We start from the raw sequence: 12,797 nt of genomic DNA on the forward strand, positions 1-12,797 counted from the left end.
TCAAGCGGCCACGAATGGCCTGAGCGAAACGTGACCCACCGTAGGTCAGCACCCGTCGCGACTCCCGCATGGTCAGCGCCAAAATCCTCCGGCCCTCACCCGCCCCGTCGCAAATCCGGATGCAACGCCGCACCCAAGATGTGATCGGCCCCATGCACCACATGCGCCCCCGCGCTCACCAGCTTTGGATCCGGCCCCTTCACCACCGATCTGTCGCGCCCCGGATAATCAAGGATCGCCAGAAAGTGCCGCATGCAGGCAATCCGCGCCCGCTTCTTGTCGGCGCTCTTCACGATGGTCCAAGGCGCATCGGCGGTGTCGGTGTAAAAGAACATCGCCTCCTTCGCCTCGGTGTAGTCGTCCCACATATCAAGGCTCGCCTTGTCGATGGGCGACAGCTTCCAGCGCTTCAGCGGGTCAGTCTCGCGGCTGGCAAACCGCGCCTGCTGCTCCTCCTGCGTCACCGAAAACCAGTATTTGAAGAGGCGTATCCCTGAGCGCACCAACATCCGCTCCAGCTCCGGTGTCTGGCGCATGAACTCGAGGTATTCATTGGGGCTGCAAAACCCCATCACCCGCTCCACACCCGCCCGATTGTACCAGGAGCGGTCGTAGAAAACCATTTCTCCCGCCGTCGGCAGATGCTCGATATAGCGCTGAAAGAACCACTCGCCCTTTTCCTTTTCCGAGGGCTTGTTCAGCGCCACCACCCGTGCCTCCCGCGGGTTCAAATGCTCCATGAACCGCTTGATCGTCCCGCCCTTCCCGGCCGCATCGCGCCCCTCGAAGAGCACCACGATCTTCTGGCCGGTCTCCGCCACCCACTTCTGCACCTTCAAGAGCTCCGCCTGAAGCTGCGCCTTCTGCGCCTCGTAACTCCGGCGGCTCAGCCGCGTGTCATAGGGGTAGTCCCCCCGCTCGAACGCCTGACGCAGACTGTCCGGCTGCGGGCTGGGCAGCGGCGCGGCATCTTTGGCAAGGCTGGACGGTATGGCAGCAGTATCCTCGGGCATCGGCAAACTCCTTCTCTGTTCCCCGCGCCCATTTTATCCCGCCCGCCGCCGCCCCGCTTTGACACCGCTCAAACCGGCGGCCTGTCAGCAGAGGCACCCGCCCGGCTTGACGGCCCCGCTCCGCGCCCCAACCATCAGGCCCAAAGGAGCCCCGCGATGTTCACCACTCTGCTGCCCGATGCCCGCGCCTTCTTCACCCGGCTGGCCGCCAACAACAGCCGCGACTGGTTCATGGCGCATAAGCCCGAATACGAGCAGACGGTTGCCCAGCCCGGCAAGGCGCTGGTCGAGGCTCTCGCCGCCCGCCTCACCGCGCTGACGGGCCACGAGATGCGCCCCAAGATCTTCCGCCAGAACCGCGACACCCGCTTTTCCAAGGACAAGACACCCTACAAGGCGCACCTCCACATGCTCTGGTCCGAAAGCGGCGACCGTGACACCCCCGCCTTCTTCCTCGGTATCGACCCCGGCACGCTGGTCACCGGGGCAGGCCAGTTCGGCTTCTCCAAACCGCAACTCGACCGCTGGCGCGCCGCCGTCGCCGGCCCCTCGGGCGAAGAACTGGAGCGTCTGATCGCCCCCTTCCGCCTCCGCGAGCCCGAGTTGAAGCGCGTGCCCGCCCCCTACCCGGCAGACCACCCCCGCGCCGCCCTGCTCCGCCACAAAGGCTTCTCCGCCTGGCTCGATCTCGACCCAGACGATCCCCGCCCCATCGATGACATCGCCACAGAAGCCTTCGAGCGCCTCGCCCCCGTCTGGCACTGGCTCGTCAGCCCGTAGGTCGGAACGTGTCCCGACCCACGCGCTCTGAACGCTTGAAATTTCGCGCAATAGAATGTACATTCGAATGCACATTCAGGAGCGCACCCCGATGAACCGCATCTTCGCCAGCCAAAGCTGCACCATGACCGAACTGCGCGAGCCGCAGAAGGTGCTGGACCGCGCCAATGGCAAACCCGTCGCCATCATGAAAAACTCCCGCGTCGTCGGCTACCTCGTTCCCGAGGCCGCGACCCCCGAAGAGGAGCCGCGCGTGGCCACGATGGATGAGCTTCAGACCTATCTCGAAAGCTCCCGTGAGCGGGTCCAGCCGGTGCTCGATTACCTGAAAGATAAATGAACTTTGTCCTGCTCTCCGCAGAGCTGGTGGAGGCCCTGCACGACGCCGCACTGAACCCCGGCGAACTCCAGGGCCGCGCCGTCGACAAGTCGCTCGACGGCGCCCTCGCCCGTGTCGCCAATCGGCTGATCTACGGCATGATCGAAGATGTCTTCGATCTGGCCGCCGCCTATGCACAGGCCATCGCCTGCGGCCACTGCTTCAACGATGCCAACAAGCGCACCGCCTTCGATGCGATGAACTTCTGCCTTGAAGCAAATGGCATAACCCTCGACTGGAACGCGCAGGAAGCCGGCGACAAGATCATCGCCCTCGCCCAACGCAAGCTCGACGATATCGACCTCGCCCGCTGGCTCCGCGAGAATGCCCGCGCCTAGGCCACCCCCTGAACGGACCCGACATGCGCCTCCTCACCGCCGCCCTCATCCTCACCGCCGCCCCGGCCCTCGCCGACACCTACGCCTGCACCGTCGAGGCCTTCACCACCTTCTCGCAGGACGACACCGCCTTCATCGAGGCCAACCTGCGCAAGACCTACGAGCTGACCCCGCAGCGCAACAGCGTGACCCTCACCATGCGCTCGGCGGATTTCGAGGGCTACACCGCCACCTACGCCGTCACCCGGCGTGACCTGCTCGACACCATCGCCCAACGCGAGGACCGCGCCAGTGTCGACCTCCTCGTCCTGCCGCCCCGCCCGGCCGATGAGATCGACCGCGAAGGCAAATTCAACGTCACGCTCACGGCCCAAGGCAACCACTACACCAACAGCTGGCTGCTCACCTGCACCCGCCCCTAGGCCGGGCAATCCGCCCGCCACCCCAACGGCCCACATCCGCTTTCCCCGCCCCGCCCCATCCGCTACAATCGCCGCCAACCAAAAGCCCGATAAAGAGCAGCACGACATGGCCGACGATCTCCTCAGCGGAAAAGAAACCTCCACCTACGACGCCGCCTCCATCCAGGTGCTCGAAGACATGGAGCACGTCCGCCTCCGCCCCGGCATGTATATCGGCGGCAAGGACGACCGGGCGCTGCACCACATGGTCGCCGAGATCATCGACAACTCGATGGACGAGGCCGTCGCAGGCCACGCCACATGGATCGAGGTCGAGATGCACGAAAACGGCCATGTCTCGGTGCGCGACAACGGCCGCGGCATCCCGATCGGCGCCCACCCGAAAGACCCGTCCAAATCCGCGCTCGAGATCATCTTCTGCACCCTCAACGCGGGCGGCAAGTTCTCGGGCGACAACTATGAAACCTCGGGCGGCCTCCACGGCGTCGGCTCCTCCGTGGTCAACGCCCTCTCCGATCACCTCCGCGTGGAAGTGGCGCAAAACCGCGAGCTCTACGCTATGGAGTTCTCCCGCGGCGTGCCCCAGACCAAGCTGGAGAAGATCGGCGCCGCCCCCAACCGTCGCGGCACCACCGTCACCTTCCATCCCGACGCCGAGATCTTCGGCTCGCTCAAGCTCAAGCCGCACCGCCTGTTCAAGATGGCCCGCTCCAAGGCCTACCTTTTCTCCGGCGTCGAGATCCGCTGGAAGTCCGCCATCCCCGACGGCGACATGCCGATGGAGGCCAAGTTCCACTTCCCCGGCGGGCTGGCCGATTACCTCTCCGAAACCCTCGGCGAGGCCTCCACCTACGCCGAAAGCCCCTTCGCCGGGACCGTCTCGTTTGAAAAGTTCAATGCCCCCGGCAAGGTCGAATGGGCGATCAACTGGACCCCCTCGCGCGACGGCTTCATCCAGTCCTACTGTAACACCGTGCCCACGCCCGAGGGCGGCACCCACGAGGCCGGGTTCTGGGCCGCGATCCTCAAGGGAATCAAGGCCTACGGCGAGCTGGTGAGCAACAAGAAGGCCGCCACCATCACCCGCGAAGACCTCACCACCGGGGCCGGAGCGCTGGTGAGCTGCTTCATCCGCGAGCCCGAATTCGTCGGCCAAACCAAGGACCGCCTCGCCACCACCGAAGCCCAGCGGATGGTCGAGAACTCGGTGCGCGACCATTTCGACAACTGGCTCGCCTCCAACACCAAATCCGCCGGCGCGATCCTCGATTTCCTCGTGCTCCGCGCCGAAGAACGCCTGCGCCGTCGACAGGAGAAGGAAACCGCCCGCAAGACGGCGACCAAAAAGCTTCGCTTGCCCGGCAAGCTGGTCGATTGCTCGTCCAACAGCCGCGACGGCACCGAGCTCTTCATCGTCGAGGGTGACTCGGCCGGCGGCTCCGCCAAGATGGCCCGCAACCGGGTCAATCAGGCCCTGCTGCCCCTGCGCGGCAAGGTGCTGAACGTGCTCGGCGCCGCCTCCTCCAAGCTCACCTCCAACGCCGAGATCAACGACCTGAGCCAGGCCCTCGGCGTCGGCCTCGGCACCCGCTTCAACATCGACGACCTGCGCTACGACAAGATCATCATCATGACCGACGCCGACGTGGACGGCGCCCACATTGCCTCCCTGCTGATGACCTTCTTCTTCACCCAGATGCGCCCGATGATCGACGCCGGCCACCTCTACCTCGCCTGCCCGCCCCTCTTCCGCCTGACCCAAGGCGCCAAGCGCGTCTACTGCCTCGACGAGGCCGAACGCGACGAATGGCTCGAAAAGGGCATCGGCGGAAAAGGCAAGATCGACGTGTCCCGCTTCAAGGGCCTCGGCGAAATGGACGCCAAAGACCTCAAAGAAACCACGATGGACCCGAAATCGCGGCAACTGATCCGCGTGACCATCGACGAGGACGATCCGGGCGAAACCGGCGACCTTGTGGAACGCCTGATGGGCAAGAAGCCGGAATTGCGGTTCCAGTATATCCAGGAGAATGCGCGGTTCGTTGAGGAGTTGGATGTGTAGGCTAGACACTTGATCAAACGGCAGCTAGCTTCGCATTGTAAAATATCTTTATTGAGCTTCAATGAGGTGACTAATTGGCAAGCGAAAACCAGCATCGCGTGATCTTGCGTGAATCGCTTGACCGAGCGGCCCGTGCTTTCGGTGTTTCCTTAACCAATGAGGCGCGTGCGGTTTTTGTAAACAGAGCGATAGCGCACATATACGCTCGCTATCAGGCCGAGTCTAATCGTGATAGTGATGTAAATGCTGCCGCGAATCGGACGGAGGACCTTCTTAGGAACCTCGCTCCACTCGTTGAGAATCGAGTTACTAAGAGTCTTGATGAAGCCTTAGTTGGCGAATTCATTAGAACTTCTACAAACTGCATTTATCCATTCTGTAAGCCAGCACCCTGATGAAGCGTTTCGAAGTCGCACTTGAGATATCCAAGCAACTTATAACGCTGTGCAGTGCACTGCTTGTCGGCATCTCAGCATTGTCTAATACGATACTTGCTAATGAGGCCGATTGGCGTGTCTTTACGGCCTTAGTATTTCTGTATATCTTTCTGTTACTATCGATTGTCGCGGGAATACTTCACTTCGGAGCCATCACCAACTTAGTTGAGACTTGTGAAAAGCGCGATCATTGCTCTACTCGAAAATCAGAGACGACGTTCGTTTCTCTATGGGATAATAAAATGGCGCCGAACACACTGATAATTCAGCAACTTCTATTTCTACTAGCGATTCTTCTTTTGGTAGCGGTCCTCTTTATTGATAGGTCCGTAGGATAACAAAAAACGCGCGTACGGAATCTCTCACCGACGTCGATATGATCCGCTAAATTCGCCACTACCCGGGCGCTTTGGAAACAAATGAACTAACGATATCGATCTTGCGCCGTTCCCGATTTTGATCCCGATCCACCGCGTAACCCAACCCGAGCACGCTGACACCTTGGGGGGGCAGCCCACAGGGACGTGGGCGCGCATTATGGTGCAGCATTTAACCTAACTAGGAGGTCAGCGAGGCCCAGATGAAGCGCCGCCCCGGGGGGCGGGTCGGCGCTGCCCGGCGCCTTGCGGCGCGCACCGGGCGGGGGTCAGTCAAAACCTGCAGCTCCCCCACCGCTCCTGAGCCCACCACCACCCCACAAAAAAGCCCCCCGCGCTCGCACGCAGGGGGCCCATACTCAAAGCTCAAAACCGCTTACGCAGCCTTCAGCCCGGCACGCCAGTCGTCGACCTGCTTTTCGGCCTCTTCACGGGCGTAGCCGTATTTCTGCTGCACGAGGCCCACGAGCTGTTCGCGCTCGCCCTTGGCTTCTTGCAGTTCGTTGTCGGTCAGCTCGCCCCACTTCTCACGGGCCGAACCTTTCCACTCTTTCCAGTTGCCTTGAATGATATCCCAGTTCATAGCAAACCTCCTTTCGGTTTCTGCCCCCTCAACGCCGCCCTACGGCCCGAAGTTCCTTTAAACAAAGACGTAGGCGCCCCTCCGCCGCAGCGCAAAACGGCGGGGAAATCCCCGCCGCCAGCTAGGCAATCAGCCCACCGTTTCAGGCCGTTCTCAGCACTCCACGCCCGGCTGCCCGCAAAGCCCGCCATCGGTGCGGCCATCGCCCCAGACCCCATTGGCCTTGCGCTCCTCGATCGCGCGTTTGGCCGCCGCACGGGCCTGTTTCCTCGTCGGGTAGGTGCCCTCGTACTTCCAGCACGTCCCGCCGCATTCCTTGTCTTTCACCGCTGCGTGCCAGCGGTCCTTGCCGGTGCTCCAGATATCGGGCTTCGGCTTGGCATAGGCGCCGCCGGCCAGAAGGGAGAGGGTCGCGGCGGCAATAATCAGAGGCTTTTTCATCTCAATTCCTTTCAATCGTATCTGTTTGGCACGGCCCAAAACTCCGGGCCTGTTCAACAGATCGGGACCGCCGCCGGACAAAACAACCGCCAGTTGATGACAATGCCCGTCATGAAAGGAAATCCCGCCGCAAATCGCTATTTCTGTAGCGTTCTCAGGTACTCAAGCAGGTCCGCAATCGCCCGCGTCGTCATGATCGGCTGGCCGGTCTCGGCCTTTACCGCCGTGTCGTCGCCCGCGAACAACTCGGCGTAGACCGGCATCGGCGAGCCGTGGCTCACCAGCGGGTCGCGCCCGTCGATCCGCATCACCACCCGCGCCACCGGAAACACCCCGCTGTTGGTCAGCGCCAGTTCCGTCAGGTCCACCGGTTGCAGCACCAGTGCCGGTGCCATCGGCCCCTGCCCGTCGGCATCCAGCCCGTGGCAGGTGGCGCAGTGCCGCTCATAGAGCAGCCGCCCCTCGTGCACTTCCTGCGCCGTGGCGGCCCCCGCCGCCATGAGCAGCGCCGCGCCTGTCAGAACAGCCTTCATGATCATGCCTCCCTTTTGTCCTGTGCCCAGTCTGCGGGCACGGGAGGGGCGGCGCCTTGATCCCCGTCAAATGCGGGCTCGCGCTGTCAACCCGGGGCGCGCGGTGCGGTCATACCAAGCGGTAAAGCCAGCGCGCGTATGCATGGGATGTGCATGGGTTGTGCATCAGATGTGCCCCCTCTCTCAATCGTGGTTAACCACCGCTTGCCGCCCCCCGGAAATTTTTTAAACTCGCCCCGATGCGCCTTCTGATTGCTCTCTGTTTCGTCCTTCTCGCCAGTTCCTGCGGCCGCCCGCTGACCGAGGCGGAGAAGGGGTTTTTGCAGGAAATTCATGGCGATGGCGCCGACCTCTCACGCGTGCGCCTCACCACATGGAGCAGCGTCGGCGCGATCGAGCGCACCTATCTCACCCGCCCCCGCACCACCTGCCGCGAGCTGATCCTGCCCCCCAGCACAGCCCGCAGTTTCAAGTCCCGCACCGCTGGCCTCGTGCTGTTCAACCGGATTTATCTCAACCCTGACTGGTACTTGGAAGAATATCTCGAGGGCTGGCCCGACGAGCTGAACCTGCCCGCCGCCATGTTCATCGCCCATGAGATCACCCATGTCTGGCAGTGGCAAAACCGCAAGCTCACCGGCTATCACCCGCTAAAGGCCGCCGCCGAGCACAGGGGCAACAGCGACCCCTATCTGTTTGATCCGTCAAGCAATCCGCAGTTTCTGGATTACCCCTACGAGCAGCAGGCCAGCCTTGTCGAAGAGTTCGTCTGCTGCCGCACGCTCGACCCCGAAGGCAGCCGCACCGCCCGGCTCCGCGACCTGCTCAAACAGGTGATGGACCCGGCCCCGCTGGAGCTTTCCCGCCCCGTCGGCGCGGTGGTCTTGCCCTGGGAAGGGGCTGAAACCAAAGGGATTTGCTCCTGACGGCCCCCACGGTGCGGCGCCGTAAAGGGTTCTTTCACCTTTTTGGCCATACTCTGCGCGAGCGCCCTCACCTTGCCCCCGTCGCGCCCACCGCCTAGCTTCGCCGCGATGAACATGGAGTGAGACCGATGGGCTACGCCACCTCTGCCGCCGTGATGCTCCTTGCGGGCATCGGCATTCCGATCCTCGCGGCGCTCAATGCCTCCCTCGGCCGGCATCTCGGCTCGCCCGCCTCCGCGGCGGTAGTGCTCTTCATCGTGGCCTTCTGCGCCGCGCTCGTGACCGCCCTCGTCACCGGCCCCGCGCCGCTGGCCCGCTTTGCCACGGCCCCTCGAGAGGGGTTTCTTGCCGGCCTCTTCGTCGCCTTCTACGTGCTGTCTATCACTTGGGTCGCGCCCTATTTCGGGGTCGGCAACGCGGTGATCTTCGTGCTGCTGGGGCAGATGATCTCCTTCGCCGTGATCGACCACTTCGGCCTTTTCGGCGCAGCTCAACACGGGCTCACCCTCGTCCGCGCGGGCGGGATCGCTCTGATGGCTCTGGGGGTCGTGCTTACGTTGAAGGGGTAGCCGGTTCGACGCCAACAACCGCGCCTTCGGGCAGCTCGGTCACGCCGGGCAGAAAGGCCTCCTGCCCCGCCATGCGCACGGTGAGCCCCTCGTCCGAGGCCTCGAACTCCGGCTCCGCCTCCGAGGCGCCGGGCGCTTCGAACACCAGCACATCCTCTTCCACGTCGAACCCGCTGAGATCTTCGGAGCCCTCGTCTTCGGCCTCCGCCAGCGCCTCTTCCGCCGCCTGCGCTTCGGCCTCTTCTTCTGCCACCTCGGCGGACTCCGATTCGGCGCTCTCGCCCACGGGAACGGCGGCAGGTTTCACCGCCGTTTCAACAGCTTCCGGCCCCTGCTCAACGTCAGGCTCACCCTCAGCCTCGGGCTCCTCTTCGGCCACCGGCTCCGCACGCTCCGCCTGTTCGGCGTCTTCGGCCATCAGCGCCAGCATATCCTCGCCATAGGCCGCCCGCGCAGCCACGGCGGCGTCTTCCTCCGCATTCTGGAGGTTGCCCTCGCCCAGCGCCTCGTCATCGTCTTCATCGCGGCTAGCAGCGTCGCCAATGAAGCCCAGCAAGAGCATGAGCGGCATAGAGAGAATGAGTGCCCAATCCATTGGCCAATGGTTAACAGAGGATTGCGGCGAAAGTTGCCCTAACGTGCCCGCCTGCGGGAAACAGCCGGTTTCGCAGGTGGAAACGCTGGTTAGACCAGAAGCCCGTTTTCCAGCCGCACCGTCCTGTCCATCCGCGCGGCGAGGTCGAGGTTGTGGGTCGCGATCAGCGCTGCCAGCCCGGTCTCGCGGACCAGCGTGACAAGGGCCTGGAACACGGTATCAGAGGTGCCGGGGTCAAGGTTGCCGGTCGGCTCGTCGGCCAGCAGCAGCGCCGGCCCGTTGGCCAGCGCCCGGCAAAAGGCGACCCGCTGTTGCTCCCCGCCCGAAAGCTCTGCCGGGCGGTGGCTGGCGCGTGCGTCCAGCCCCACCGTGCCCAGCAGTTCCAGCGCCCGCGCCTCGGCGTCGCCGCGCTCCACCGCATTCGCAAGCTGCGGCAGCACGATGTTCTCCAGCGCGGTGAACTCCGGCAGAAGGTGGTGGAATTGATATATAAACCCCACCTGCGCCCGCCGCGCCTCGGTGCGCCGCCCGTCCCCGAGCGATCCCATGTCATCCCCCAGCAGCCGCACGGTCCCGGCGGTGGGCGTGTCCAGCAGCCCGGCGATGTGCAGCAGGGTGGATTTTCCCGAGCCGGAGGGTGCGACCAGCGCCACCACCTCGCCTGCGCTCATCTCCAGCGAGGCCCCGCGCAGCACGTTGATCTCGTTCGGCTTTCCGGCGTTGTAGATCTTCTCGATCCCGCTCAGCCCCAAGACTTCACTCATAACGCAGCGCCTCCACCGGATCGAGCCGCGCCGCCCGGCGCGCGGGGATGATCGTCGCCCCCCATGAGAGCGCCAGCGCCAGCGCCACGGCAAAAAGCACATCGCCGGTCTGAAGCTCGCTCGGCACCCGGTAGATGCCCCGGATCGAGGCATCCCACACCTCGGCTCCGCTGAGCCAGTTGATGAAGCTGACGATGTTGTTCACGTTCACCGCAAAGAGGCACCCGAGCAGCGTGCCCAGCGCCGTCGCCACCGTTCCGATCAGCGCCCCGCAGAGGAAGAACACCCGCAGGATCGCGCCCCGCGTCAGCCCCATCGTGCGCAGGATGCCAATGTCGCGGCCCTTGTTCTTCACCAGCATGATCAGGCCCGAGATGATGTTCAGCGCGGCGATCAGAACAAGGATCGACATGATGATGATCATCATGATGTCTTCGATCACCAGCGCCCGCAGGAAGTTGCCCCACGCATCCTTCCAGCTCCACATCACCGCCTTGTCTCCGGCGGCCTGCAGCAGCGGCACGTCCCATTGCTCAATGTTTTCCGGGTCTTCGACCATGACCTCGATCTCGCTCGCGGCGCCGTCGAAGTTGAAGAAGCTCTGCGCCTCCGCAAACGGCAGATACACCCGCGTGCGGTCGATATCCCACCGCCCGGCCTGGAAGACGTAGACCACCTCATAGGCATTCACCCGTGGCGTCACCCCCATCGGCCCGCGCACCCCGTTGGGGTTGATGATGCGTATACGGTCGCCCACCACAGCGCCCAGCTCCTGCGCCACGCCCCAGCCGATAGCGATGCCCTCCTCGAAGCGGGCAATATCGCCCTCCTTCTGCTCGGGCTCCGCGATGCGGGGCAGCTTGGCGAGGTCTTCGGCGCGGATGCCATAAACCTCGACCCCCGCATTGGCCGCCCGCAGATTGGCCAGCACCTGCCCCTTCACCAGCGGTGCCACTGAAGTCACGCCCGGCACCTCCGCCAGCCGCGCCGCCCAGTCGTCATAGTCCACGATCTGCCGCGAGGTCGCGCCGTTCTCGTCCACGTAAACCGCCGAGCGCACCGAGGTATGGGCATTGGCACCGATGATGGTGTCCACAAAGTCGGTCCGGAAGCCCGAGCGCACCGCCATCACCACGATCAGCGCAAAGACCGAGAGTGTGATGCCCCCCAGCGCGATCCAGCTCAGGATCGAAACGCCGCCGTCAGACCGCTGCGAGCGCAGGTAGCGCCATGCGATCATCCACTCGTATTTCGAGAACGGGGCCGTTCTGCCTGCTGTCTTGGCCACGTCTGGGCCTCCTGCTCGGTTTGGCGCGCAAAATGCTGCGGAGGGGTGCGGGGGTCAAGCGCTAACGGTCGCCCGGATCAGGGGCTTTGGCCCATTCGGCAAAGGCGTCTTGTCGCAGGTCCACGCAGCCCGCACGCTGCGCGTCGGTCTCGGGGATCACCGGGTGAGTGAACTCGGGGTTCTGGCTCGTATTCACCTGATGATAGCGATGCGCCAACGCGGCCACGGCGCGGGCCAGAGCCGACCAGAGGTCTTCTTGCGGGCGCGCCAGCACCGCCAGCCGGGCCTCCCAGTGCGGCACATGCGTAAGCTTGGCCTGATAGCCCAGCCACTGGTGCAGATAGCGCGCCACGGCGGCATCCTCACCCTCCGGCTGGTTGGCCTCGACCCAGTGCAGCAGCCAGCCCCTGATCCGCCCCAAGTCGCCATCGCAGGGCCGTGTGGCGGGCGTGGTCGCCCAGGTCTCGAAGCACTCCACCAGCGGTGTGCTATTCCGCAACATCGGCAAGGCCGGAAAGCCCGGCTCCGGCCCATCGGGGATCACCGGCGCCCCCAGCACCGGGCTGAACTTGTCAGCCACCTCGCGCCGCCGCCGGTCCAGTTTTTCGCACACCGACGCAAGGGCCACGTAACGGTCCGTCACAGGCCCGTTCAGCGGCAGCATCATCTTGGTCCAGTCCTTTTGCCTCTTCTGCCCGCCCAGTGCCGCCATGAAGCCCGCCAGCTCAGAGATCGCCGCCTTGCGCCGCCGGTCCTCGCCCGCCCAGCCGTCCAGCCAGACCTTCAGCGCCACCAGCGTGCCGTCACCCGGCCGGTCCAGCTTGCCGGAGGCGAAGCCCTTGATCAGCTCCGTCAGCGCGTGCCCCGGCGGTGGCGCGAAAGGATCGGCGCCCGGCGGCAGGGGGCGCGGCTTCGGCTCGGGCCGAGCGGCGCGGTTCTGCGCCGGCCCGTGCCTACCCTTCTCCAGCAGCCGCGCCCGCGCTGCCTTGCCGTCCTCGAACGCCTCGAACAGCTCGAAGAACAGCGCCACGGCCTCCCGGTCGCCGCCCGCGATCTCGACAAGCGCCACCGGCCAAGGGCTCAGCCCGGCCTTCGGGTATCTCTCCCGCAGGAACCGCGTGAAGTTGTTGAAAAACGCCGCATCTTCGCCGCGCGTCCCGCCGTGGAGCCGCTGCGCGTTCCAGCCGTCGAGCCAAGCCCGCAGCGCGGCCATGCCGCCCTCTCGCTCCACCCGGCCCTTCAGCAGGGCCAGATGTTCCGCAAGCCCTGCGGGCGGGATCATGGCGCGCG

15 protein-coding genes are annotated in these 12,797 nt (G+C 64.4%); 7 read left to right on the forward strand and 8 right to left on the reverse strand.

Annotated features, from left to right (window positions below; all coding sequences use genetic code 11):
* Positions 1-95: 95 nt before the first annotated feature.
* A complete protein-coding gene (gene ppk2, locus KUV38_RS10485) occupies positions 96-1,013 on the reverse strand; it encodes a polyphosphate kinase 2 (RefSeq protein ID WP_222469992.1) in 918 nt (305 codons plus the stop codon).
* A 156-nt stretch (positions 1,014-1,169) separates the two neighbouring features.
* On the opposite strand from ppk2, the gene KUV38_RS10490 reads away from it, so the two are divergent.
* The 5 genes from KUV38_RS10490 to parE all read left to right on the forward strand — a co-directional run bounded on the left by KUV38_RS10490 (position 1,170) and on the right by parE (position 4,994).
* Positions 1,170-1,793, forward strand: a complete 624-nt coding sequence (locus tag KUV38_RS10490) for a DUF2461 domain-containing protein (RefSeq protein WP_222469993.1) — start codon at positions 1,170-1,172, stop codon at positions 1,791-1,793.
* Between the two features lie 67 nt (positions 1,794-1,860).
* Positions 1,861-2,133: a hypothetical protein gene (locus KUV38_RS10495; protein WP_261385500.1), complete on the forward strand. Its 273-nt coding sequence runs from the start codon at positions 1,861-1,863 to the stop codon at positions 2,131-2,133.
* Positions 2,130-2,510, forward strand: coding sequence for a type II toxin-antitoxin system death-on-curing family toxin (locus tag KUV38_RS10500; protein ID WP_222469994.1), 381 nt, complete (start codon positions 2,130-2,132; stop codon positions 2,508-2,510). The genes KUV38_RS10495 and KUV38_RS10500 overlap by 4 nt, the downstream gene beginning before the upstream one ends.
* A 23-nt stretch (positions 2,511-2,533) precedes the next feature.
* Complete coding sequence (locus KUV38_RS10505; protein ID WP_222469995.1) at positions 2,534-2,932, forward strand: hypothetical protein; 399 nt, start codon at positions 2,534-2,536, stop codon at positions 2,930-2,932.
* A gap of 106 nt (positions 2,933-3,038) precedes the next feature.
* Entirely contained in the window at positions 3,039-4,994 is a 1,956-nt protein-coding gene (parE, locus tag KUV38_RS10510; RefSeq protein WP_222469996.1) for a DNA topoisomerase IV subunit B, read from the forward strand.
* Positions 4,995-6,184: 1,190 nt separating this feature from the next.
* Here the strand turns inward: parE and KUV38_RS10515 are convergent.
* From KUV38_RS10515 to KUV38_RS10525, 3 genes are all read right to left on the reverse strand, one after another.
* On the reverse strand, positions 6,185-6,391 hold the full coding sequence (locus KUV38_RS10515) for a CsbD family protein (protein WP_222469997.1): 207 nt from the start codon (positions 6,389-6,391) through the stop codon (positions 6,185-6,187).
* A 153-nt stretch (positions 6,392-6,544) separates the two neighbouring features.
* A complete protein-coding gene (locus KUV38_RS10520; RefSeq protein WP_222469998.1) occupies positions 6,545-6,832 on the reverse strand; it encodes a hypothetical protein in 288 nt (95 codons plus the stop codon).
* A gap of 137 nt (positions 6,833-6,969) precedes the next feature.
* Complete coding sequence (locus KUV38_RS10525) at positions 6,970-7,365, reverse strand: c-type cytochrome (protein ID WP_222469999.1); 396 nt, start codon at positions 7,363-7,365, stop codon at positions 6,970-6,972.
* A gap of 239 nt (positions 7,366-7,604) precedes the next feature.
* Between KUV38_RS10525 and KUV38_RS10530 the strand changes: the two genes are divergently transcribed.
* Both KUV38_RS10530 and KUV38_RS10535 read left to right on the forward strand, forming a co-directional pair.
* Positions 7,605-8,291: a hypothetical protein gene (locus tag KUV38_RS10530; protein WP_222470000.1), complete on the forward strand. Its 687-nt coding sequence runs from the start codon at positions 7,605-7,607 to the stop codon at positions 8,289-8,291.
* Positions 8,292-8,419: 128 nt separating this feature from the next.
* Entirely contained in the window at positions 8,420-8,860 is a 441-nt protein-coding gene (locus tag KUV38_RS10535; RefSeq protein WP_222470001.1) for a DMT family transporter, read from the forward strand.
* Here the strand turns inward: KUV38_RS10535 and KUV38_RS10540 are convergent.
* The 4 genes from KUV38_RS10540 to KUV38_RS10555 all read right to left on the reverse strand — a co-directional run bounded on the left by KUV38_RS10540 (position 8,844) and on the right by KUV38_RS10555 (position 12,789).
* Positions 8,844-9,455, reverse strand: coding sequence for a hypothetical protein (locus KUV38_RS10540; RefSeq protein ID WP_222470002.1), 612 nt, complete (start codon positions 9,453-9,455; stop codon positions 8,844-8,846). The genes KUV38_RS10535 and KUV38_RS10540 overlap by 17 nt on opposite strands.
* Positions 9,456-9,544: 89 nt before the next feature.
* Positions 9,545-10,219: an ABC transporter ATP-binding protein gene (locus tag KUV38_RS10545; RefSeq protein ID WP_222470003.1), complete on the reverse strand. Its 675-nt coding sequence runs from the start codon at positions 10,217-10,219 to the stop codon at positions 9,545-9,547.
* Positions 10,212-11,459: an ABC transporter permease gene (locus KUV38_RS10550; protein WP_222471041.1), complete on the reverse strand. Its 1,248-nt coding sequence runs from the start codon at positions 11,457-11,459 to the stop codon at positions 10,212-10,214. Before KUV38_RS10550 ends, KUV38_RS10545 begins: the two co-directional genes overlap by 8 nt.
* A gap of 109 nt (positions 11,460-11,568) precedes the next feature.
* Positions 11,569-12,789, reverse strand: a complete 1,221-nt coding sequence (locus KUV38_RS10555) for a hypothetical protein (protein ID WP_222470004.1) — start codon at positions 12,787-12,789, stop codon at positions 11,569-11,571.
* Between the last annotated feature and the right edge of the window lie 8 nt (positions 12,790-12,797).

This window comes from Vannielia litorea (genome assembly GCF_019801175.1).
Lineage (GTDB): Bacteria > Pseudomonadota > Alphaproteobacteria > Rhodobacterales > Rhodobacteraceae > Vannielia > Vannielia litorea_B.